Raw genomic sequence first — 22,489 nt, forward strand, 5'->3', positions numbered from 1 at the left:
CTGTCTATGGGGTTTTTGGGGATTTTGAAGTATTAACCGGACTGTAGCTGGCTGGTGCCTGTTTTTGCCTGGTGGTGAACGGCTTTAATTTCTTCCATGATTACTTCGGTCGCTTCTTCAGCTTTTGCTTTATTCGTCCGAAGATCCTGCATGGGCACCGGCCGGCCTATCACTACATTCACACGCCTGAACAGACCGTAACGACCACTGATAGCAACCGGAACTACTGCTGCGTCTGAACGGAGAGCAAAAAACCCGGCACCGGTTAATCCTTTTCCTATTTCCCCGCTTTTACTCCTAGTACCCTCAGGAAAAAGACATAAAACCTGTCCCTCGTTTAAAAATTGAATTCCCTGTTTTAATGACTTTCGGTCTACCACGCCTCTGCGGACGGGAAAAGCTCCGACAAAATACATAATAAAACCCAGAATTTTTTTATTAAACAATTCGCTTTTAGCCATAAAGTGCACTTTTCTGCGAATATGAGTGGCAAGCAGAGGCGGATCAAAGTTGCTTATATGATTCGAACAGATCAGAACCGGCCCTTCCTTCGGCACGTTCTCTCTTCCGGTCACCCGGACACGCATAAAAATGACCGCAAGAAAGTAGGCAGAATACTTTACGATATTATACATCATGAGACTGATTCACCTTCTCTTCTGCGAGCGCTGTGATCCTCGTGATAACTTCCGGGATAGTAAGAGCAGTCGTGTCAATCTCCACAGCATCCTCTGCTTTTTTTAACGGCGAATGCTTCCTGGCTTTATCGAACTCGTCCCGGTGAATGATCGCTTCATAAATTTCATCGTAATCCGCCGGGGTGCCACGCTCCTGCACCTCCTTGTACCTTCGCATTGCACGCTCTTCTGCTGAAGCAACCAGGAATATTTTTAATTCCGCATCCGGAAGAATGGTAGTGCCGATATCCCGGCCATCGAGCACCGCCCCTTTTTCTGCCGCAAGCCGGCGCTGCTTCAAAGCCATTTCCTCACGTACACCAAGGTGGGCCGCGGTCAGAGATACAACGCTGTCCACCTCGCTCGTACGGATAGCTTCAGACACGTCTTCTCCGTCGAGGTATACTTCGCTCACCCTCGGGTTGCCGACAAGACGGATACTGGCGGCTTTTAACAGCTCCGTCATTTTTCCGCCGTCGTCCAGGGGCGTGCCTGTGCGCAGTGCCTTTAATGACAGCGCCCGGTACATGGCTCCTGTATCGATGTATGTATAATTAAGCTGCACGGCACATCCTTTCGATACAGTGCTTTTTCCAGCACCGGCCGGCCCGTCAATAGCAATATTGATTTTCCTCATCCTCCTGCACCCCGCCCATTAGATTGTTGAACATGTAGCATCTGCTCATCATTTTCAAAACTAACATATTTCCTCCCGTTTGCATATATTGTACCCGCCGAACTTTTCATTTCCCGGTACTTTACGAAAAGAAAAAGACCGCTTCGGCGGTCTCAGACTGTCGACAATGGCTCTCATTTTAGAGCGTGTCGGCAGTTTTTTTGTGCTATGATAAAAAGAAAAAGCCTGGAAAGGGGTTATCGCGCATGATGAGGCGGGATACGGAAGAAGCTCGTTACCGGGAAGCCACCATGCCGTTGGATCAGTTAGTGCCTGCGGACCACCTGGTCCGCCAGATCGAGGCCGCGCTGGATTTTTCCTTTATTTACGACGAAGTTGCGTCCCTCTATGCCCCCATCGGCCGGCCGAGTATTGACCCGGTCCGGCTGGTGAAAATGGTGCTGCTCCAGTATTTGTTCGGCATTCGCTCCATGCGTCAGACCGTTCGGGAGATCGAAACGAATGTGGCCTACCGATGGTTCCTCGGGTTGGACCTCCTGGAGCCCGTGCCGCATTTCTCCACCTTCGGCAAGAACTACACCCGCCGGTTTCGGGACAGCGGGTTGTTCGAAGCGATATTTGAACGGGTGCTGGGAGAAGCCGTGGCCGCCGGCTTTGTGGATCCGTCCGTCTTTTACATCGATGCTACCCACGTGAAAGCGAACGCCAACAAGAAAAAATTTGATCGGGTTCAGTTGGCAGCCGAAGCCCGGGCCTACCAGGATCAACTGGACGCCGAAATTCACCGGGACCGCGAGGTCCACGGAAAAAAGCCCCTGCCTCCCGCCCGCCGCGAACCGGGCGGACGGGAGGTCAAACAAAGCACGACGGATCCTGACAGCGGCTATTACGTCAAAGATGAACGGGAGAAAATGTTTGCCTACAGCTGGCATACCGCCTGCGACCGGCACGGGTTTGTCCTCGGAGCGATCGTGACCGGAGCCAATGTTCATGACAGCCGGATCTTTCATGAGCTGTTGGCGCAGGTGATGGCCCGGGCGGGCCGTCCGTACGCCGTCGCGGTGGATGCCGGCTATAAAACCCCGGCCATTGCTCATCTGCTTCGCGAGCAGGCCATTCGCCCGGTTATGCCTTATACCCGTCCCAAGGGCCCGCCGGGACGCTTGCGCAAACAGGACTTTGTGTATGATGCCTACCTGGACGCGTATCTCTGTCCCGAGCATCAGGCCCTGCGCTACCGCACCACGAATCGGGACGGTTATCAGGAGTATGTCTCGGATCCCGTCCTTTGTCAGTCCTGCCCGCTGCTCGAGACCTGTACCCAAAGCCGGGATCACCGGAAGGTGATCCTCCGCCACGTCTGGCAGGACGATCTGGACGAAGCCGAACACCTTCGGCACACCCCGTGGAACCGGAGGACCTATGCGGAACGAAAAGAAACCATCGAACGGATTTTTGCGGATCTCAAACAAAAGCATGGCTTGCGCTGGACGCTCCTCGCCGGAGGGGCACGAAACACCGCGCAGGCGATGCTTGTTTATGCGGTGATGAACCTCAAAAAACTCGCCACCTGGCGGTGGCGACAGACGTGCGCCGGCCGTTGGATGCTTCTTTTTCCCTCCATGGCACAAACAAAGGCCTCCGAAAATGAATTTCGGAGGCCTTTGTCTACAATCTGAGACCGCTTCGGCGGTCTAACATACTAGCTCCCGAGTCGTTTTTCATGTTTCGCTGCGGAGCGCTGTCGTTCAAAGCAGTATCGGATTACTGCCTGACGCTCTTTTTCGGCCAGATCCAAAAACTCCATGCTTGCCCGCTTCGGCCTGCGCTCTTCTTTTTCCAGCACTCTTCTAACCGCAGCAGTACAATGCAGGTAATGCATCGTCCCGTCCTCCATTGGGAAAGCAAGCGTAATCTGCACCTGTTCATCTTCAAGCAGCTTCGATTTTGGCGGCACGACGATCATGCATCCACCGCCGCTCACATTTACCGTCACCGTGGTGAACGGACGGTAATGGCCATGCACAGCTGTATTGACGCTTGTTTCCACGCGCACATAGTTTCTGCGCTGTACCCGCTGCCATTCCTTTTTTGCAGGGCGTTCAATGATCAGGGCCGGTATACGTCCCTTTTGACGTGAAAGCACTGTAGAACGAAACGAATAAACAGCACTGTCTTCCCCGACAAACCATACATGGACTGCCCTGCCTGCCTGAAAGGAAGTAATCTTACCAGTCTCTTTTTCTGCAGGCATGGCAATTGTGAACGTATGTTCATCTGCATCAAGCAGCTGGGATTTATATTGGGTATCGTTATCATGTGGTTCTTTCGTTTTTATATTTTCATGCAGATGCCAAACGCTTCCAATCTCGTACAATAGCTAAAACCCCTTTTACTATATATATCGGATAAAAAGAAACAGTGTTAAATCTCTGTTGCGCTGGCCCCAGCCTGCTCCCGCACATATTTTGTCAGCTCGGCCGTGATTTCATAGCGCAGAAACGGCGTGATTAAATAAATGCCGTTAAAATAGCGGAGCGTTTCATCAATTAGTTCTTTTGCGATAGCGATGCCTTCCCGTTGGGCTGCTTCGGAATCGTTCGCGCAGGCCGCCATCCGCTTCCGCGTATCCCCGGTTAACTGAATGCCCGGAACCTCATTATGAAGAAACTCCGCATTTCCCGCGCTCACCAGGGGCATAATGCCAATAAACACGGGCGCTCCAAGCCCCCTGACCGCTTCATGAATAGTCTTAATCCGTTCAATGTCATACACCGGCTGGCTCATAAAATAATGCGCCCCTGCATTCACTTTCTTTTCCAGCCTTTTTACAGCTTTATCGATATGAAGCACATTCGGGTTAAACGCTCCTCCGATGGAGAAATTCGTTTTTTCTCCAAGAGACTTCCCGGAAAACAGCCGCCCTTCGTTCATTTCCCTTATTAGGGAAATAAGGGATACGGAGTTGGCATCATATACAGACTTCGCCCCTGGAAAATCCCCTACCTTCGAAGGATCACCGGTAATTGCCAGCAGGTCCCGCACCCCGATTGTGTGAAGCCCCAGCAGGTGGGACTGCAGGCCAATCAGGTTCCGGTCCCGGCAGGCGATATGCAAAAGCGGCCTTGCAGAGGTCTGCTGCTTGAGCATCGCTCCCATTGCGAGATTGTCAATCCTGGGGGAAGCCAGGGAGTTATCAGCAAGCGTAACTGCATCCGCTCCTGCGTCATGAAGTGCCTGGGAGCCGCGTATAAATTTTCCTGTTTTCAGTTTTTTCGGCGGATCAAGCTCCACAATAACCGTTTTTTCGGTTTTTACTTTTTCATGGAGGGGCAAAAACGCTTCCTTATCGGCTGTCGCCTCAGCCGCCGGAGCCTCCACCTTTACCGGGTGCTTCGTCTTTTCCGGCACGTCGTGTTTAACGGCTTCCGCTATCATGCGGACATGCTCAGGCGTCGTGCCGCAGCAGCCGCCAATCAGGCGGATACCCTGTTCTTTAAAACGGAAAGCCTGCTTATAAAAGTACTCAGGGTTGGACTGATACACGTAACGACCGTCATACCAGTTTGGAAGACTGGCGTTGGGATAAGCGGAATAATATGCCCGTTCGGTTAATTCCGCCTGCTCAAGCGATTTCAATATATGATACGGACCCATCCGGCAGTTGAGTCCGACCACTGAAGCGCCGGCATCCTCGAGCCGGCTGAAGGCTTCACTGATCTGCACTCCCCCGTGCATGACGCCGACGTCTCCAAGCGCCACCTGGGCAATAACAGGAATCCCTTCATCTTTGCTGCGGATGTAACGGACGATCTGCAGAAGCTCGGGAAGGTCGTAAAACGTTTCGAGCAGCAGACCGTCCACCGGTTCCGTCAAAAAGACATTCACCTGCTCCTGCAGCGCCTGACTTAGAAACTCATCTGAATGTTCGCTCACCTGAACACCCTTTATTCCTCCGACTGTAGCAAATACATACGCCGATCCGCCGGAAGCATTCCTCGCCAGCCGCACACCGGCCCGGTTAATATCCTGTACTTTATCTTCAAGGCCGTAGCCTTCAAGCTTCACCCGGTTCGCTGCGTAGGTGTTTGTCTGCAGAATATCCGCCCCGGCTTCTGCATATTCCCGGTGAGCATGCTCCACCGCCTCAGGGTCCGTTAAATTCATAGCTTCAAACGAGCCCTTATAGCCCTTCTGATAAAGATACGTGCCCATAGCCCCATCGCCGATTAAAATCGAGGAATCGAGTCTTTCGAGTACGTTCATAGCTTTGCCCCTCTCTAGCTTATGAGTTACAGCGCTCTGAGCGCCTGTTCGAGATCTTCAATTAAATCCTCCTTATTCTCTATGCCTATACTGAAGCGGAGCAGGCGGTTATCCACACCGTTATGGACCCTTACTGCTTCCGGCATATCTGCATGCGTCTGTGTGGCGGGGTACGTAATAAAGCTTTCGACTCCGCCCAGACTTTCTGCGAATGTGATAATTTTAATGTTTCGTAAAAATGAATCCACCCAATCTTCGTTTTCAAGACGGAAGGAAAGCATGCCTCCCCGTCCCGAGTAAAGCACGTCTGTTACCTTTTCGTGACCGCTGAGATACTCTGCGATTGCTTTACCGTTTTCTGTATGCTGCTTCATGCGGAGATTCAGGGTTTTCATTCCGCGCATGAGCAGCCAGGAATCAAACGGGCTTAAAATTGTTCCCATGCCGTTTTGAAGTGCCCCAATTTTCTCAGAAAGCTCGTCTACGTTGGATACAATCAGTCCGGCAATCAAATCATTGTGGCCGCCTAAATATTTCGAAGCCGAGTGCACCACAATGTCAGCACCTTCTTCTATTGGACGCTGAAGCACCGGGGTATAAAACGTATTGTCCACAATAAGCCAGGCACCGTGCTTTTTCGCGAGCAGCGAAAGCGCCTTCAGATCCGCCTCCTGCATCAGCGGGTTCGTCGGCGTTTCAATAAACAGCGCCTTTGTTTTATCTGTTATCAGCTGTTCAAAAGCTTCGAGATCTCTCGGGTCACCGTATGTAACCGTGACGCCCCAGTGCCGCCATCCTTCTTCGAACAGACGATACGTACCGCCGTAAATATCGCTTGTTGCAATCACTTCATCACCTGTTTCAAATATTGCAAACAGCGTCTGGATCGCAGCCATCCCCGAGCTGAGGGCAAACCCGTGTTTTCCTCCTTCAAGCGCGGCAATACCGTTTTCAAGCAGGTCTCTCGTCGGGTTGGCTGTCCGGGAATAGTCGTACCCTGTGGATTCTCCAATGCCCGTATGTTTATACGCTGTGGAAAAATAAACAGGAGGATTGATCGCTCCAGTCCGCGGGTCGGAATTATTACCCAGTTGTGCCAGGATGGTTTCTATCTGCAGTTGCTTTGACATATCACAGTCCTCATTTCTTTAAAATTAATGCATTAAATGTACGAAAAGGCCTTCTTCCTTAGACAGAAGAAGACCTTGGCATGCAATACTTCTTCTCATCTCGCAAGCACAGCTTGCAGGAGTTAGCACCTGACCGCATCACCTGCGGCTGGTTGCTGAGACTTCCAAGGGCCGATCCCTCCATCTCTCTTGATAAGAAACGTTATATGATTACTTTCCAAAGTACATGAAACGAATCGATATTGCAAGTAACCTTTTTATTCCGGGGCAATATCAATATGCAGCTGGTTTTCATTGCCGCAGACGCAGCGGCGAAAACCTGTTTCCATCTCCCCGGCCTTATTCTTTCTGCCGCGGAGAATGTACTTTTCACCGCATTTTGGACAGCGGATAACAACGCGGTAACGGCGGTCTTCTGACATAGTAGCTTCGTCCTTTCGAGTTGTTATTTCGCATTGGCTTTATTTGCTTTCGACAACGCAAACCACCACAAAAATAGCATGAACGGGATAAGATAATACAGAATATTGCCTAAAGAAGCACTTAATATATAGTCGTACAGCCCGTGGAAGATAAGCGGAATCGCGAAAGCAAGAAAAAAAGAGAAGAGGCGCCTGCCATGACGGGAGGCGCGCTTCGCTGATACCGCATAGTAGCCCATAATCACACCCAGGAGCGCATGCACCGTTACCGGTAGCAGGGCTCTGGTAACAGCTGTTTCAATGCCGTTTGCAATTAAGTACAGGATGTTTTCAAGCGAAGCAAAGCCAAGCGACAGGGAAAGCCCGTAAATAACACCGTCGTAAGTATTTTTAATCGGGGCAAATCGAAGCACAAACGTATACAGGAGGAAAAACTTGATGCCTTCCTCGAGCAGGGCAGCCTGGGTATACTGCGCCGCAAAAAGCGGCATGCTTACCCCTTCTGTTTCAAGCGCATGTTCGATCACAAGCACCGGGAATACAATCAATACCCCTATGACAAACGCACGGATGACCGGCAGCCTCCGCTCCACGTCCGCACGGCGTTTTAATGTGAAATATATCAGTAAAGCAACAGCCGGCGCCAGAGCCGCCATAATCAGTGCGATCACCTTTCGTTCTCACCCTCTCTTGTTAAACGTATCGTATCATGCTATGTTCAAATTCGTAAAAGAATAATGCCAGCCACAGCCGGGCCGACGAGGAGGAATTGAAATGAAAAAAATACTAGTTATTCACACAGGCGGCACGATCGCCATGACCCAGATGGAAGAAAGCGGCGTAGAGCCGGGGCTTCACAATCCTTTAAGTCACTGGAGCCGCATTGCCAATCAAATTGCTGAAATTGTTACGAGCGATTTCCTGCACCTCCCGTCTCCTCAAATTACTCCGGAGCACATGCTTTCTTTACACGAGCATATGCTTGAGAAGCTTTCCGAGGATACATATGACGGTGTCGTCATTACGCACGGCACCGACACCCTGGAAGAAACCGCCTATGCGCTCGATCTTTTTCATGACAAAGACCTGCCGGTGGTAGTTACAGGAGCAATGCGTTCAAGCAATGAAATCAGCGCTGACGGCCCCCAGAATTTCCTGGCAGCGGTCCGTACTGCCGCAAGCGATAAAGCCCGGGGCATCGGCGTTCTCGTCGTTTTAAACGAAGAAATTCATTCTGCAAAAAACGTGACAAAAACCCATTCGTCTAACATTGCCACATTTCAGAGTCCGCAATACGGTCCGCTCGGCTTTGTGACGAACAACGAAATATTTATCCATCACTACCCGGCAAGCCGTGAGCATTTTTCGCCGGTCCATATGAATAAGAAGGTTCTCCTTTTAAAAATGGCAGCCGGCATGGATGCTGCTTTGCTTTCCCCGCTGCTTGACCAGCCGCTTGACGGTATTATTATCGAAGCATTCGGCCAGGGTAACATTCCTCCAACCATTGTGCCGCTGCTTGAGGATTCGATTGCCAAAAAGGTGCCTGTGGTTCTTGTCTCCCGCTGCCACAGCGGTGTCGTCCAGGCTACCTACAGCTATGAAGGAGGCGGCTACCAGCTGAAGCAAAAGGGTGTTATCTTTACGAATGGGCTGAACGGCCAGAAAGCGCGCCTGAAGCTGCTTGCGGCCCTCGATGAAAAACGTCCGCTCGAAGCTATCCGCGACTGCTTTGAACACATTGAGTAGCATAGCCGGCACACTAAAAAAGCCACCAGTTTATCAAAACGAAGTGGCTTTTTTTCGTGCTATATTTTCCGCTATTTTCTCTCCATGAAAGCGTCCGTTTTCGATAAATATCTCGTTCGCTTCATCTCCTGCGGCTATAACTCCGGCAATATAAACGTTTTCCCGGTTTGTTTCCATCGTTTCCTCATCAAAGGACGGACGGCCTGACTGTTCATCCACAGCAATACCGAGCTGGCGGAAAAAAGCTCTCGACGGATGATAGCCGGTCATGGCGAAAACAAAATCAGCCGGCACGGAATGGGAGACGCCTCCCTGTTCATAAATGACATGATCGGGCTCAATACGCACCACATCTGCTTCAAATTCCATCCGGGCTGCGCCGCGCCGGACCATTGCCTGAAAATCAGGGAGGATCCACGGCTTAATGCTTTTAGAATACTCCTCTCCCCGGTAGAGAACCGTCACCTGAGCGTTCACCTGCTCAAGGGCAAGAGCAGCGTCTACAGCTGAATTTCTTCCGCCGATAATAACGATTTTCTGATTAAAATGAGGATGGGCTTCTTCAAAGTAATGCTTTACATGCGGCAGGCTTTCTCCAGGCACGCCCATATGATTTGGGTTATCATAGTAGCCGGTGGCTATGATAACGTGAGAAGCTTCCCACTCCCGGGTCCCGCCCTGCAGCGTTTCAGTTTGCACCAGATAACCTTCCTCCGTTTCCAGGATCGTCTGCACTTCTTCGTAATTATAAATACGCAGCTTTTCCGCTTCCGCTACTTTGCGGTAATAAACTAAAGCCTCCTGGCGCCGGGGTTTTCGGTCTACAACCGGAAAAGGATGGCCGCCGATTTCAAGTTTATCCGCAGAGCTGAAAAACGTCTGGTGGACGGGGTACTCATAAATGCTGTGGACGATATTTTTCTTTTCAATAATGGCTGCATCAATTCCACGGCGCTTTAATGCGATCGCCGCCGCCAGACCGCAGGGCCCGCCCCCAATAATAATTACTTGCTCCTTCATATTCATACTCCTTTATTCACTGTTAAAATGACTGTTTGTCAGCACAAACAGGTGCGTTTCCGCTGGGGCACCGTGACGCATCGGAATGCTGGTCGTGCCATAGCCATTACTGATAAACAAAGCCTGATTTTGTTCACTGTACCAGCCCCCCTTTAATTTCGGCCCCCAGCCGAACAGCCGGATTTGACCGCCATGGGTATGTCCGGTAAGCATATAGACCGCCCGTTCGGAAAAAGGGCCGTACCGGTAATACGCTTCCGGATTGTGGGCAATAAGCAGGTCTGCCTCCGGCACAAGTGCCGGATTACGGTAGGATTCGTAAAAGCGTTCCTCTCCGAAGGAAGCGATCGTAAAATCACTTTCCTTTAACGTGTATGCCTGTTTTTCAATAATTTCGATCCCCTCCTGATGCAGAAGCGGCCTCAGCCATCTGCGGCCCACCTGCAGATCGTGGTTTCCCCAGACAAATACGACCGGCGCATGACTGCGGAGCAGGCGGAGATTCTGTCTGACACGTTCAGCCGGTACACCCAGCTCGGTCAGGTCGCCGCCAATAATAATCAGATCTGGCTTCCGTTCGAGCTGCCGGAATAATGCAGGCGACACCCGTCGGCGGTGAATATCGGTAATGAAAAAAATGGAGAAGCCCTCCACCTCCGCCGGCAGATTTTCATATTCAAGCTCATGAGTTCTCACTTTATTCTGCCATGTTTCCTGCAGGACTCTGCCGGCATACAGCACAGAAAAAAGAAGAGGAGCCAGCAGCCATTTCTTCATGATGGAACCCCTCTTTCCCTTTATAAAATTTGAACGTTTCCGGACAATTTAAAAACGAGTATACGTATACCGTTTATCTCCGCTATACTTATGTAAGGGAAAAATTGACCGGAAAGAAGGTATTTAAACGATGGATCTTATTGTCTTTTTAGCAGGAGCCGCTTTATTTGGAGGAGGCTTTTTTTTGCTTTTATATTTTTTATTCAGAAAAAAACCGCTAACCTGGCCGTTTGTATTAATGATTTTTGGCGTGATTGCCTGTTTTGTCGGTCTTCTTCTATCTTCACCACTCACAGAAACGTCTGCCGCGTTCATTTCTACTGAAACATATTTATGATGAACGGGGACGCCAGGGCGGTAATGACAATCAATATAAACGCGGCCAACAGTGTATGGGGAAGAGTCAGCATTGGACTCTCTTCTTCCTCCGGTTCTTCATCTCTTCCGGAGTAGCGTGAGCGCCTTAAAGCCTCCTGGTGCTCCTCTTCATCCGAAGTCTCCCCACCTGCACTGCCACGACGGCGGCTGAGGCGGCTCCGGTCTGCGTCCGGATGCTTTGCATTTTCCTCCGTACCGGCGTTTCGCTTTTCCATACGTGTTTTACTCATGCTTCTCTCTCTCCCTTCCGAAAAACAGCTCCTCCAGTCGTATTTCCCATGGGGCTGTTTCTTTTTCTTTCTCTGCTCCCCTATGCTCACGAAAAGGAAGCCTGTGCCCGCACATATCGCAGCAGGGTTCGGGACGTTTCATTAACGCTTCCCCAAAAACCTGCAGTAATAAACGTCTCCGGCAGGCTTCGTTATTTTCTAACCATTGTATCATAACCTTCAGCTTTTTCTGCTTTTCAAATGATCGCTGCTGCACCTGCTTTTCCAGTTCTTCCAGAAGTTCTGCCTCTGGTTTCCCCGGGCATTTTTCAAGATAGTACGTAAGAAAACGGGCAGCAGTTTCTGTCCATCCCATTCTGTTTATTAGGTTATCTGTTATTTTTCCCCGATTGCTTTCGGCTGCCACAGTCAATGCGGAGCCGAGCTCATTCACAGGAGGGAGCTCGGCTTCCATCAGCATCTGCGGAATAATAATGTCTTCCTCCAGGTAGAGCACCGCCGCCCATGCCTGTCTTCCGTCCCTTCCAGCTCTTCCGATTTCCTGAATATACGATTCTGCATCTTTTGGAAAATGATAATGAAGAACAAATTCGACGTTAGCTTTATTCAGTCCCATGCCGAAGGAATTGGTGCACACTACGACGTCCAGGTCGCCGTGTAAAAACTGCTGCTGAATCATCAGCCTGGCCTCATTTTCAAGCCCACCGTGGTATGCCTCCACCCGGTGGGAGGTTTTTTCCTGGAGCAGCGCTTTAAGCTCTTCGCATTTTTTCCGGCTCGATACGTAAACCAGGCCGGGACCGGGAGCCTTCTGAACGAGCTCCACCATATCTTTTTTCTTTTCCCGCTCGCTCGTGCACCGTTGAACAAACAGAGCGATATTTGCACGATCCACCGAATGAATGAATTCTTTCGGCGCTTTCATCTGCAGCTGTTTTTTAATATCAAGCTGCACTTCCGGAGTCGCCGTTGCCGTAAAAGCTGCCATACAGGGACGTCCCAGCGCTTGCCGTACCGGGCCGATTTTCAAATAATCCGTCCGGAACTCATGCCCCCACTGGGAAATACAGTGAGCCTCGTCCACTACCATCATTGACACTTTTACACTCTTCAGCCGCTCTACAATAAACGGCAGGGAGAGAGCTTCTGGAGAAATATACAAAAGCTTTAATGACGAAAGCCGGCTGAGCACCCGGGATTTCTCCTCCGGGCTCATAAAGCTGTTGTAGGCGGCGGCTGCTTTAATATGTTTCGCCCGCAGCTCCTGGAGCTGATTATCCATTAAGGACAGAAGCGGAGAAACAATAACTGTCAGACCGCTCTTCATTAAAGCAGGCAGCTGAAAGCAGATGGACTTGCCGCTTCCGGTCGGCAGAACAGCCAGGGTGTCCGTATCTGCAAGCAGCGCATCCACGATCGGCTCCTGGTACTCGTGCAGAGAAGGAAAGCCAAAGTATTTATTCAGCGCTTCTGTTTTTCCGCTCACCTTTCTCCCCTCCTTTTGCCAGTGCAAGCCGGATCGCAAAATATGTCACTTCCCCGCCCAGCTTTTCTTTAAGCGCCTTCAGCTTAAACGTGTCAAGAGAAGCAGCAACCCGGCGTATTGCTTCCTGCTGCTTTGTCGGCACCAGATCGTCAATGGAAAATCCTTCGACCTCGCCGGCAATTTCCACAAAATGGTCTTCAATGGTACTTTCCTTTAACCGGCGGGCACGGGCGATTTCCTCGAGCGACAGTCCTCTGTTTATAAAATCAAGCGTCTTTTCAGCTGTGACGGTAAGCTGAGAATTTCCTACGGCATCCAGGCATTCATAAAGAACGGTGCCCGGCCGGCTTTCCGCTTTTTTTATTAAGGTGTGCACCGTGCCCAGAAACAAATACTCAATTTCGGCCTTTTCCATACCCTGGATGCGCGCTATCTGCTCTGTCGTTTTACCGAGAGTTTCCGCTCCCGTCAGCTTGTATACAAATATAAATGCCTGTATCTCCTTCAGTTCATGCAAGCAGCCCTTTATTTCTTCATATAACCTGTTCATGGCAGAGTATCTTTCCGCTCCCCAGACCGCAAGCTTCCGTTTTACCCACTCCTGTGCTGACACATCCTGAATAATAGGCACAAACTGTTTTTTCTGCTGATACAGGTGGGAGAGCGTCTGAATCAACAGAGCAATCCTTCTCCAAAACTTCCCTCCCATGTCTCGGTACGCCCATCCGTCAAAGCCTGCTTCTTCCAATATTTTCTCCCACGGTTCAATGGCAGCGGAAGCCTCAACACCCGGGACTCCTCCGGCCTCCAGCCAGCCGCGTTGATAAAAAGAGGCGGTAATGTGTTCAAACTTTGACTTATTGAGCTTTCCCAGCGCCCCGAACAGGTCCTTTGATTGAAACCACTTGGCATCTGTGATCGTCTGGGAGGAGCGCTTTCCAGACAAAAGGTGATAAGCAGAAGCGTCTGTACGTTCTCCGCGGAGCCTTTTTAATGCTATCAGGATCATCGCTTCTTGAAACAGCAATACGCCTCTTCCTTTCTATTCGTTCATCAAAATGCCACAAGTTAGGCTATGTGGAGCATTTCATATCTGTTGAAAAGTTTATCATGAAGAAATACAATATGGAATAGACCTTACGACGCTCTTCACTCAAGCGCATAAGTTTATAGATATTCGATCACATGGAGGGACACAGATGGCGAAATACACCATTGTTGATAAAGATACATGTATCGCCTGCGGTGCCTGCGGAGCAGCAGCTCCCGATATTTTCGATTACGATGAAGAAGGCCTGGCCGAAAACATCGTCGATGACAACCAGGGAACAGAAAGCATCCCGGACGACCTTGAAGAAGATATGATCGACGCTTTTGAAGGCTGCCCAACCGATTCCATTAAAGTCGCGGAGGAGCCGTTCGGCGGTGACCCGTTTAAATTCGAATAAGCACCGCGCCCCCGGTTACCGGGGGTTTTTTTACAGATTCTGTTCCCTGCCTTTCTTCCGGGTTTCATTCCTGCTATAATGCAGGAGATGTTTACTATACATATTGAAGGAGGAGATTGCCTTGGCAGAAAACAAAGAAGTGGAAGTGCTCATTGAAATTCCGACAGGCAGCCAGAACAAATACGAATTTGATAAAGATAAAGGTGTCTTTAAACTCGACCGCGTGCTTTTCTCTCCGATGTTCTACCCAGCTGAATACGGATACATCGACGACACGCTTGCGCTTGACGGAGACCCACTTGACGTACTTGTACTCGTCACCAACCCAACATTCCCAGGCTGCGTCATTGACGCCCGGGTCATTGGCTATTTAAACATGATCGATGATGGGGACGAGGATCAGAAGCTGCTGGCTGTACCAACAGAGGATCCACGCTTTGAAGGAGTAACTACGCTTGATGATGTGCCGCAGCACAAGCTCGATGAAATCTCCCACTTTTTCCAGACGTACAAAGAGCTTGAAAAGAAAACAACTAAAATCGGCGGCTGGGAAAACGAAGCAGAAGCAGCTAAGCTTGTACAGGAATCCATCGATCGCTATAACAACCAGTAATTATCAGACGGGCCGGCAGCGGGATACTTTTCTGCTGCCGTCGGTTTTTATACATGCGCGAAACCTAAGAGGCTGAATACCAGTCTCTTTTCGTGTTTTCAGCGGCGTCAGGTAAATTGACACCTGTACTGGAGTATGATAAAGTTCTTCCCAACTAAGCATAGACATTTGTCCTCCAGAGAAATACATTTGGGCATTTAAAGCACAAAACGTCAACGGACTTTTTGTGAATGAACGAACAAGGGAGTGGAGTAACATGCAGAAAACTATGAACGAAGAAGAAACAGCGACAAGCAATCAGACGTTTCGTGTGCTTGTATCCGATTCGATGAGCAGCGAAGGCCTGTCGCCGCTGCTTGAAAGTGACCAGGTACAGTGCGTGCAGCAGCACGTTGATGATGCAGAAGGACTCGATTCGTTCGATGCCCTGCTCGTCCGGAGCGGTACGACCGTCACGGCGGAAGTAATGGATTCCATGCCGAACCTCCGCATTGTAGCCCGCGCCGGTGTCGGAGTGGACAATATTGACATTGATGCCGCCACCAAAAGAGGGATTGTGGTCATTAACGCCCCGGACGGTAATACCATCTCCACAGCCGAGCACACATTTGCAATGATGGCTTCGCTCGCCCGTAAAATCCCACAGGCGAACGCTTCATTAAAATCCGGTGAATGGAACCGTAAAGGCTTCCAGGGCACAGAGCTTCGCGGAAAGACGCTTGGCATTGTAGGCTTTGGCCGTATCGGCTCGGAGCTGTCCAAACGGGCCCAGAGCTTTGAAATGAGCGTCATCGTATATGACCCATTTTTGACAAAGGAAAGGGCAAGCGAAATGGGCGTAGACCTCCGGGGCTTTGAAGAGCTGCTCGGGCAGGCGGACGTAATTACCGTTCATACACCGCTCACCAAAGATACGAAAGGCATGCTTGGCCACGAGAACCTTGGCAAAACAAAGCCCGGAGTGATGCTTTTAAACTGCGCCCGCGGTGGTATTATTGATGAGGACGCCCTCGTTCATTATCTTGAAAGCGGCCATGTGGCAGGCGCGGCTCTTGATGTTTACGAAGAGGAGCCGGCGAATGAAAATCCACTCGTCGCATTTGATCAGGTCGTCAGCACGCCGCACATTGCGGCTTCAACAAAAGAAGCCCAGTTAAACGTCGCTTCCCAGGTTTCAGACGAAGTGCTTCAGTTTCTGCAGGGGCTGCCGGCCTTAAACTCCATTAACCTCCCGACCATGTCGAAAGAAAAGTTTGAAGCGATACGCCCGTACTATGAATTTGCCCGCCGCATGGGTAATATCATGTCCCAGAGCGTAAAAACGCCTGTTCAGGAGCTGAACGTACGTTACAGTGGCAATGTCACCGACCTTGAAACATCTATTCTGACCCGCTCCCTTCTCGCCGGCTTTCTCCAGAGCCGCATCGACGCACCGGTCAATGATGTGAATGCTTCCACGATCGCCAAGGAACGGGGCATTGACTACGGAGAGCAGTTCGGCTCCCAGTCGCTTGGCTACTCCAACCTAATCCAGGCAACCGTCGAAGGCGAAGGTCGTTCGTTTGCGCTGTACGGCACATATGTGAAGGAATACGGCCCGCGTATTGTACGTATCAATGACTTTAATGTTGACTTCTATCCGACCGGCCACCTTATTTATATCCAGCATACGGATAAGCCGGGGGTTATCGGTAAGATGGGACAAATTCTCGGAAAGCATCAGATCAACATTGCCACCATGCAGGTGGGACGCCGCGAGGAAGGTGGCGAAGCTATCATGATGCTCGCCGTAGACCGTGAAGCCAATCAGGATGTGGTAAAAGATTTAACGTCCATTGAAGAAATTTCTCTTGCCGATACGATCGAACTGTAGCAATAATACAAAAAAGACGCGCCCGCGGGCACGTCTTTTTTGTATAGTTTTCCTACTATTTTTTCTCGTTTTTTAAATAAATATCAAAGTGATATACTTCTTCGCGTGCCCCCATTGATTCGTAAAGAGCAACAGCGGGCGCATCTTCCTTGTCTGCCTGAATGAAAACAGCGGAAGCATTAAGGTTTTCCGCTTCCTTCATGAAAAAGATTAATAGATTTGTGGCGATTTTCTGCCTGCGGAACCGGGCATCCACAGCGAGATCATAAGTGTAGATTTCACATGTTTCCTCTTCCATTTTATTCATCACGTAAGCCGTAAGGCCGGCAACAAGCCGCTCGCCATAGACCGCTGTACAGACAATCACCCTGTCATTTGAAAGCTGAGTCAAAAGATAGGCATCCGAGGGCTTTTTCTCCGTATACCTCTCCTTTTCTTCAAACGCCTCACCATAAAGCTCGTTTAATTTCCTCATCTGCTTTACACCCGCCCCATTGTTTTCCAGCCGCTGGCAGGTAACCACCATAGGAAAACTCCTCCTTCCCGGATCTGTAATGCTCCGCTGCATTAACTGTGAATCACTTCAAGCTTCCTTTAATATATCCAGTTTTATTGAACTTTACAATTTAAATTCTTTTAGTGATAAAAAAACGACGGGCCCCGGCCCATCGCTTTCACTTATTTATGCTTTCGGCCACAAATAGCCAAGCAGCTCGTTAAGCTGTTTTTCCCGGTTTTCGTTTAAAAAAACATCGCCGCTCGGGGTAATAAATGCATATTCCCCGTCTTTTTGAATCCACTGCTTCTGCATGGCCATCTGCTCCAAAAAGCAGTAGATAAAAATATGTTTCGTTTTGATATGCTTACCGTGCTTCTCCAATTTCAGCGATTTCTCCATGACTTTCCAGAAGCGCCGGTGGATATGGCCGTCTTCATCAAGCCGGATACGTCCATGCACCCTCAGGCGAGTCAGAAAAAACAAACATGCATTCAGCAGCCAGTTGTCCCGTTCCACCGGCCCGCTCTGCTCATTCAGCCAGCGGAGCAGCCCAACGTCAATGAACACATCTTCACCACTCAGCTGTGTTTGAATCGTCTGTGCCGGAAGCTGCTTCATTTTTTGTTTTTCCTTTCCTGTTCAGTCGTAAATACTTCTGCGCTTCGTTCGTATTCAACGTCCGTTTTCCCAGCCCGGCTGTTCGCAATTCTCGCGGCGCTGAACAGGTAATCCGACAGACGATTCATATATATAAGCACCGGGGCAGGGACTTCTTCAGTTTCGCCTGCGCGAACAAGCTCCCGTTCTGCCCGTCGGCAGACGGTACGGGCAAGATGAAGCTCTGCCGACAGCGGCGTGCCTCCGGGGAGAATAAATTTTTTCAGCGCCGGGGCTTCCTCCGTATATTGATCAATCCGGTGCTCGAGCCATTCCACAGTCGAAGCTGTAACTTTATTTACAGCTTCCGGACGGATGTCAGCTGTATCACTGCCACAGTCAAATAATTCATGCTGAATACGCTCAAGATCCTTCTGCAGATCTGAGCCGCTTTTTTCCTCCACCGCTATCAGCCGTGCCTTGCCAACCAACGCGTTTACTTCTTCAAAGCTTCCAAATGCTTCAATTCTCGCATCGCCTTTGTTTCTTTTCCCACCTACTACGGAGGTGTCTCCACGGTCTCCCTGTTTGGTATACAGCTTCATATTTATCACCCTTTCTATCCGGAAGCCGAATTGTAGTCATCTAACAATGATTCTATCAATTTTCCGATGTGAAGGTAGTGCCAATGTAACTGTTCTTCCGGGAATGCTTCAATCTTTTTTACCGGTGCTGTCACCATAATCTCTTTGAGCTCCCCGTGGGAAAGCCCGGTAATTCCGCGGGCATGCATCCATTCGAAGGCCTTTCTTTGGATGTACAGCTGTAAAGATGAAATCTCCTGGGCCGGCCAGCCTTCGGCCATGTGGATCCATAGAAAGCATGACTGTCCAGATCCAAAAACTGCCTCCCGGCTGCCTGTGCTTTTTCTCCATACCCGCATCCCCGGGGAGCATTGAATGGTATGGGCCGGCCGTTTCCCTGTCCCGTCAGTGAAAATATGTACAGCACCTTTTATTTTGTCCACTGAAAGCACCGATCCATAAACCAGTTTTTTTAACGAAGGGGCGTAAACATTTAAAGCTGTACGCGAAACTGCTTCGGTTTGATACGCTGTTTCCGACCATGAAAGCGGGACATCCTCCGCACCGTTACCTTCTGGCTGCGGTGGGCGCCAGTGCACAGCTGGTGCTTTTATTTCATGCTGCAGGCTGACATGAATATCGGCCTGATACACTTCCGCCAGCCGTTTTTCGGTAAAAACAGCCGCCGGTTCATCAAACGCTTCCGTTCGGCCCCTTGAGAGCATCAGCACCCGATCGCAGTATAGAGCAGCCGCCTGAATATCGTGCATTACGACTACCACGGTCCGGTTTTGTTCCGAAGCCCATCTGCGAATGTAGTTTAACAACTCAATGCGGTAGTGTATGTCCAGGTGGTTAGTCGGCTCATCGAGCAGCAGACACTCCGGTTCCTGCGCAAGCAGTCTTGCAATCAGTACCCGCTGTTTTTCGCCACCGCTTAAAGCGTGAAACGAATGAAATCTTTTGGACCATACGTGCACCTGCTGCATCGCATTTTGAATGACTCGTTCATCTTCTTTATTACTTGCTGCCGGCCACAGGCTTTTTTGATAGGCATACCTTCCCATCTCTACGACCTGGCGCGCCGAATAAGCCGCTGTCAGTTCGCCAAACTGCGGCAGGTAGGCGACAGTCTTAGCCCGCTGTGAAGAAGTGAACGAGCTCAGCAGTTTATTTTTATACCGGATGCTTCCGGATGACACCTCATGCAGACCGGCCATCACACGGAGCAGTGTAGACTTCCCGCTGCCGTTCGGGCCAACAATGCCGATCATCTCCCCGGCCGTAGCGTGAAAGGAGACCTGGTCAACGACCGTACTGCTTTTCCCGTAGCCGGCAGTTACGTTTTCGACTTGCACTTCCGCCATTACTGCCACCGCCTTCTTCGCTGATAAAATAAAAGCAGAGCAAATACAGGCGCTCCGGCCAGAGCCGTAATCACCCCGACCGGCACCTCTGCCGGAGCGGCTGCCGTGCGTGCTATCAAATCCGCAAGCATTAAAAACACTGCTCCGCCGCCAAAAGAAAGCGGCAGCAGATGTCTATGATCCGGCCCCCACAAAAGCCGGATCATATGCGGAATCACGAGCCCTACAAAGCCGATGGTGCCTGAAACAGCGACCGCTCCTCCTGTTAGAACCGATGCGCCGATTAAAAGCAGCAGCCTTACTCCCGGTACATTCACCCCTACCGAGGAAGCACTGTCTTCGCCAAACGCAAAGGCGTTGAGCGCTCGGGCCTGCGGAAGCAGAAGCAGCATTCCTGCAAGCAGACAAGGAACGATCAGTTGAAAATAATCCCATCCTCTGCGGCTCACGCTGCCAAGCAGCCACTGAATAATCTGCCGGAGTTCTTCTCCGCTGAACGCAATTAACAGCGACATGAACGCGCTGAGAAATGCGGTAATGATAATACCCGCAAGAATCATCGTTTCAGTGCGCGCTGCCCGCTCCACCGAATAAACAAAAAGAAGCAGGACAGCAAGCGTTAAAAAACCGCAGATGATACTGACTACCGGCAGAGTAAACCCACCGAGCAGAGGTATCTGCCATCCAAAATACAATACGGCTACCGCCCCGAGCGAGGATCCGGAGGAAACGCCGAGCGTATAAGGATCGGCAAGCGGGTTCCGCAGCAGTCCCTGAAAAACAGCCCCGGCGAGTCCCAACGCCCCTCCTACTGCGGACGCCAGAAGTACACGTGGCAGCCGCACCTCCTGAATAATCGCTGCAGTATCGGCCTCTGCTTCAAGTGAAACAGGAAGAAAAGGAAAAAACTGGATCAATATCGCCTTGATGCTTACAGACAAAGGCACTGCCACGCTCCCGACGGAAACGGCGAGAAGCAGCGCGCCGATAAAAGCTGCGAGCATCAGAAAATACGCACTGGTGTAATTAGTTTTCAGCCATCGCATCCGGATGAATTCTTTCTGCCATTTCCTTAAGCCCTCCAGTAAGACGCGGACCCGGACGGCTCACTTTATCGCTGCTCAATGCGTATACTTCTTCATTTTCCACTGCAGGCACGGTCCCCCAGCCTTCTCTTGAAGCAATCATTTCAAGCGGCTCCTCTTCTGTCGGGTATGTCGTTAAAATGATATCCGGGGAAGCATCAATGATTTCTTCTTCGCTCACCATCGACCATCCTTCCAATTCGCCGGCAGCGTTCTCTGCATGCACAGCAGCGAGCATCTCATCAATAAACGTGCCGCTTCCTGCGGTATACAGATCAGGGGAGGCTCCTACTTCCACATACACCTGCCGATCAGCCTCTGCTTCTTCGGTCGCCTGCTTTACTTCTGAGACGTCTTCTTTCATTTCATCGATAACTTCAGCGGCTTCCCCTTCTTCTCCGATAGTGCTCCCGATCAATTCAATGCTTTCATATACAGCTTCAAACGACTGCGCGTCCGGGACGGTAACTACCGGAATGCCCGCTTCCTCCACCTGGGAAAGAGAGTCTTCAATGCCCGAGGACGCGTGGGCAAGTACCACGTCCGGCTCCATCGAAATAATCTCTTCAATATTTGGTTCGAGGCCTGAACCGACGCTTTCGATGTCTGTAACTTCCTCCGGATATGTATCCGCATCGGTTCTTGCTTCGACCCGGTCGAGCGCTCCCAGCTCATAAACTATTTCTGTATTGCTAGGTATCAGACTGACAATATCTTCAGGAGCCTCGTCGAGCGTAACTGTCTCTCCCGAAGCGTCCGTAACTTCAATCGCTTCCGTATTTTCATTACTGTTGCCCCCGTCTCCGCCCTGACTCCCGCTTTCTTCATCAGTGCTGCAGGCAGCAAGCGCCCCTGCTGCCGGTATTATCATCATCAGTGCTTTGAGTTTCATCCATGTTCTTCCTTCCTGCTTATTATTCTGCAAGCTGGGCGATAAATATCTGCCTTGGGGAAGTTTCAAGTTGAAAAGGAGAAGCATCGTAATCGCCGTAAAAAGCATGTATCTTCAGGCCGTGCGCTTCCATCATGCTGCGAAGCTGGCTTTCCTGATACATTTTCACTTTTTCCATGTATCTCCTGGTGGAATCTCCTTCTACGATGCTGATGCGTTTTACGACAAATTCATCCTGAATGCTCCGCTCCTGATAAATTTTCAGTCCATCCTTCACCGTTTCATCCCGGGGAACAATATGCTGTTTAATATAATCGGGATTCAAATAATCAAAAACAAACCATCCACCCGGCTTTAACGCAGAGGCCGCCTGTTGGAATATTAACTCATTTTCTTCATCGTCCGGAAAGTAGCCAAAGCTTGTAAACAAATTAAAAGCCAGGTCGTATTCTTTCCGGATATGCACGTTGCGAATATCACCTCGCTGGTATTGCACCGCCAGTCCGTTCGTCAATTCAATTGCTTTTTTCAGTAGTGCCGGCGAAAGATCGATGCCGGTAACATCCACCCCTTTTCTCGCCAGCCAGCGTGCATGACGCCCATTTCCACAGCAAAGATCAATAGCCTTTGCGCCCGGCGTCAACGGGACTTTTTCCATAATCGTGTTTAACTCACTGGCCGCCTTCGTTTCGTCGCGGTGATCGTACACCCGCAAATAGTCTTCCTGAAAATGCTCTTCGTACCAAGCTTTCATGCTGA

25 protein-coding genes and 1 riboswitch are annotated in these 22,489 nt (G+C 50.3%); of the genes, 5 read left to right on the plus strand and 20 right to left on the minus strand.

Features of this window, described 5'->3' with window-relative positions; translation table 11 throughout:
* Positions 1 to 32: 32 nt before the first annotated feature.
* Positions 33 to 638 carry a lysophospholipid acyltransferase family protein gene (locus tag Q9M42_RS03590; protein WP_322525154.1) on the minus strand — a complete coding sequence of 202 codons (606 nt, stop codon included), beginning with the start codon at positions 636 to 638 and terminating at the stop codon, positions 33 to 35.
* Positions 628 to 1,314, minus strand: a complete 687-nt coding sequence (cmk, locus tag Q9M42_RS03595) for a (d)CMP kinase (protein ID WP_322525155.1) — start codon at positions 1,312 to 1,314, stop codon at positions 628 to 630. The genes Q9M42_RS03590 and cmk overlap by 11 nt, the downstream gene beginning before the upstream one ends.
* A gap of 245 nt (positions 1,315 to 1,559) precedes the next feature.
* Here cmk and Q9M42_RS03600 point away from each other — a divergent pair, with 245 nt between their 5' ends.
* Positions 1,560 to 2,993, plus strand: coding sequence for an IS1182 family transposase (locus tag Q9M42_RS03600; RefSeq protein ID WP_322525156.1), 1,434 nt, complete (start codon positions 1,560 to 1,562; stop codon positions 2,991 to 2,993).
* 23 nt (positions 2,994 to 3,016) lie between these two features.
* On the opposite strand, the gene Q9M42_RS03605 is transcribed toward Q9M42_RS03600, so the two are convergent.
* From Q9M42_RS03605 to prsW, 5 genes are all read right to left on the minus strand, one after another.
* On the minus strand, positions 3,017 to 3,691 hold the full coding sequence (locus tag Q9M42_RS03605) for a flagellar brake protein (protein WP_322525157.1): 675 nt from the start codon (positions 3,689 to 3,691) through the stop codon (positions 3,017 to 3,019).
* Positions 3,692 to 3,738: 47 nt separating this feature from the next.
* A complete protein-coding gene (locus tag Q9M42_RS03610) occupies positions 3,739 to 5,580 on the minus strand; it encodes a bifunctional homocysteine S-methyltransferase/methylenetetrahydrofolate reductase (protein WP_322525158.1) in 1,842 nt (613 codons plus the stop codon).
* Between the two features lie 26 nt (positions 5,581 to 5,606).
* Complete coding sequence (locus Q9M42_RS03615) at positions 5,607 to 6,710, minus strand: methionine biosynthesis PLP-dependent protein (RefSeq protein ID WP_322525159.1); 1,104 nt, start codon at positions 6,708 to 6,710, stop codon at positions 5,607 to 5,609.
* 92 nt (positions 6,711 to 6,802) lie between these two features.
* A riboswitch (SAM riboswitch) is annotated at positions 6,803 to 6,909 on the minus strand.
* Between the two features lie 58 nt (positions 6,910 to 6,967).
* Positions 6,968 to 7,132, minus strand: a complete 165-nt coding sequence (locus tag Q9M42_RS03620) for a hypothetical protein (protein WP_322525160.1) — start codon at positions 7,130 to 7,132, stop codon at positions 6,968 to 6,970.
* Between the two features lie 23 nt (positions 7,133 to 7,155).
* Entirely contained in the window at positions 7,156 to 7,803 is a 648-nt protein-coding gene (gene prsW / locus Q9M42_RS03625; protein ID WP_322525161.1) for a glutamic-type intramembrane protease PrsW, read from the minus strand.
* A gap of 103 nt (positions 7,804 to 7,906) precedes the next feature.
* Between prsW and Q9M42_RS03630 the strand changes: the two genes are divergently transcribed.
* The gene (locus Q9M42_RS03630; RefSeq protein ID WP_322525162.1) at positions 7,907 to 8,881 is read left to right on the plus strand and encodes an asparaginase; all 975 of its coding nucleotides are present in this window, start codon (positions 7,907 to 7,909) and stop codon (positions 8,879 to 8,881) included.
* Between the two features lie 33 nt (positions 8,882 to 8,914).
* On the opposite strand, the gene Q9M42_RS03635 is transcribed toward Q9M42_RS03630, so the two are convergent.
* The 6 genes from Q9M42_RS03635 to Q9M42_RS03660 all read right to left on the minus strand — a co-directional run bounded on the left by Q9M42_RS03635 (position 8,915) and on the right by Q9M42_RS03660 (position 13,781).
* Positions 8,915 to 9,901 (minus strand): YpdA family putative bacillithiol disulfide reductase, encoded by a 987-nt coding sequence (locus Q9M42_RS03635; RefSeq protein WP_322525163.1) that lies wholly within the window; start codon positions 9,899 to 9,901, stop codon positions 8,915 to 8,917.
* A 12-nt stretch (positions 9,902 to 9,913) separates the two neighbouring features.
* The gene (locus Q9M42_RS03640) at positions 9,914 to 10,678 is read right to left on the minus strand and encodes a metallophosphoesterase (protein WP_322525164.1); all 765 of its coding nucleotides are present in this window, start codon (positions 10,676 to 10,678) and stop codon (positions 9,914 to 9,916) included.
* Between the two features lie 123 nt (positions 10,679 to 10,801).
* On the minus strand, positions 10,802 to 10,972 hold the full coding sequence (locus Q9M42_RS03645) for a hypothetical protein (protein WP_322525165.1): 171 nt from the start codon (positions 10,970 to 10,972) through the stop codon (positions 10,802 to 10,804).
* A 23-nt stretch (positions 10,973 to 10,995) separates the two neighbouring features.
* Positions 10,996 to 11,286, minus strand: a complete 291-nt coding sequence (locus Q9M42_RS03650; protein ID WP_322525166.1) for a hypothetical protein — start codon at positions 11,284 to 11,286, stop codon at positions 10,996 to 10,998.
* Positions 11,279 to 12,772: a RecQ family ATP-dependent DNA helicase gene (locus Q9M42_RS03655; protein ID WP_322525167.1), complete on the minus strand. Its 1,494-nt coding sequence runs from the start codon at positions 12,770 to 12,772 to the stop codon at positions 11,279 to 11,281. Before Q9M42_RS03655 ends, Q9M42_RS03650 begins: the two co-directional genes overlap by 8 nt.
* Positions 12,744 to 13,781, minus strand: a complete 1,038-nt coding sequence (locus Q9M42_RS03660) for a helix-turn-helix domain-containing protein (RefSeq protein WP_322525168.1) — start codon at positions 13,779 to 13,781, stop codon at positions 12,744 to 12,746. The genes Q9M42_RS03655 and Q9M42_RS03660 overlap by 29 nt, the downstream gene beginning before the upstream one ends.
* Positions 13,782 to 13,971: 190 nt before the next feature.
* On the opposite strand from Q9M42_RS03660, the gene Q9M42_RS03665 reads away from it, so the two are divergent.
* From Q9M42_RS03665 to serA, 3 genes are all read left to right on the plus strand, one after another.
* Complete coding sequence (locus tag Q9M42_RS03665; protein ID WP_022792296.1) at positions 13,972 to 14,220, plus strand: ferredoxin; 249 nt, start codon at positions 13,972 to 13,974, stop codon at positions 14,218 to 14,220.
* Between the two features lie 121 nt (positions 14,221 to 14,341).
* Positions 14,342 to 14,833, plus strand: coding sequence for an inorganic diphosphatase (locus tag Q9M42_RS03670; RefSeq protein WP_022792297.1), 492 nt, complete (start codon positions 14,342 to 14,344; stop codon positions 14,831 to 14,833).
* 256 nt (positions 14,834 to 15,089) lie between these two features.
* The gene (gene serA / locus Q9M42_RS03675; RefSeq protein ID WP_322525169.1) at positions 15,090 to 16,706 is read left to right on the plus strand and encodes a phosphoglycerate dehydrogenase; all 1,617 of its coding nucleotides are present in this window, start codon (positions 15,090 to 15,092) and stop codon (positions 16,704 to 16,706) included.
* 55 nt (positions 16,707 to 16,761) lie between these two features.
* Here the strand turns inward: serA and Q9M42_RS03680 are convergent, their stop codons facing one another.
* The 7 genes from Q9M42_RS03680 to Q9M42_RS03710 form a co-directional block, all read right to left on the minus strand.
* Positions 16,762 to 17,232 (minus strand): GNAT family N-acetyltransferase, encoded by a 471-nt coding sequence (locus tag Q9M42_RS03680; protein ID WP_322525170.1) that lies wholly within the window; start codon positions 17,230 to 17,232, stop codon positions 16,762 to 16,764.
* 156 nt (positions 17,233 to 17,388) lie between these two features.
* On the minus strand, positions 17,389 to 17,823 hold the full coding sequence (locus Q9M42_RS03685; RefSeq protein WP_322525171.1) for a hypothetical protein: 435 nt from the start codon (positions 17,821 to 17,823) through the stop codon (positions 17,389 to 17,391).
* The gene (locus tag Q9M42_RS03690) at positions 17,820 to 18,407 is read right to left on the minus strand and encodes a cob(I)yrinic acid a,c-diamide adenosyltransferase (protein ID WP_322525172.1); all 588 of its coding nucleotides are present in this window, start codon (positions 18,405 to 18,407) and stop codon (positions 17,820 to 17,822) included. The genes Q9M42_RS03685 and Q9M42_RS03690 overlap by 4 nt, the downstream gene beginning before the upstream one ends.
* A gap of 14 nt (positions 18,408 to 18,421) precedes the next feature.
* The gene (locus Q9M42_RS03695) at positions 18,422 to 19,753 is read right to left on the minus strand and encodes an ABC transporter ATP-binding protein (RefSeq protein WP_322525173.1); all 1,332 of its coding nucleotides are present in this window, start codon (positions 19,751 to 19,753) and stop codon (positions 18,422 to 18,424) included.
* Positions 19,753 to 20,799 carry a FecCD family ABC transporter permease gene (locus tag Q9M42_RS03700; RefSeq protein WP_322525174.1) on the minus strand — a complete coding sequence of 349 codons (1,047 nt, stop codon included), beginning with the start codon at positions 20,797 to 20,799 and terminating at the stop codon, positions 19,753 to 19,755. The genes Q9M42_RS03695 and Q9M42_RS03700 overlap by 1 nt, the downstream gene beginning before the upstream one ends.
* Complete coding sequence (locus tag Q9M42_RS03705; RefSeq protein ID WP_322525175.1) at positions 20,780 to 21,730, minus strand: ABC transporter substrate-binding protein; 951 nt, start codon at positions 21,728 to 21,730, stop codon at positions 20,780 to 20,782. Before Q9M42_RS03705 ends, Q9M42_RS03700 begins: the two co-directional genes overlap by 20 nt.
* Before the next feature lie 22 nt (positions 21,731 to 21,752).
* Complete coding sequence (locus tag Q9M42_RS03710) at positions 21,753 to 22,484, minus strand: class I SAM-dependent methyltransferase (protein ID WP_322525176.1); 732 nt, start codon at positions 22,482 to 22,484, stop codon at positions 21,753 to 21,755.
* Between the last annotated feature and the right edge of the window lie 5 nt (positions 22,485 to 22,489).

Source organism: Marinococcus luteus (genome assembly GCF_034497705.1).
Taxonomy (GTDB): Bacteria; Bacillota; Bacilli; order Bacillales; family Marinococcaceae; genus Marinococcus; species Marinococcus luteus_A.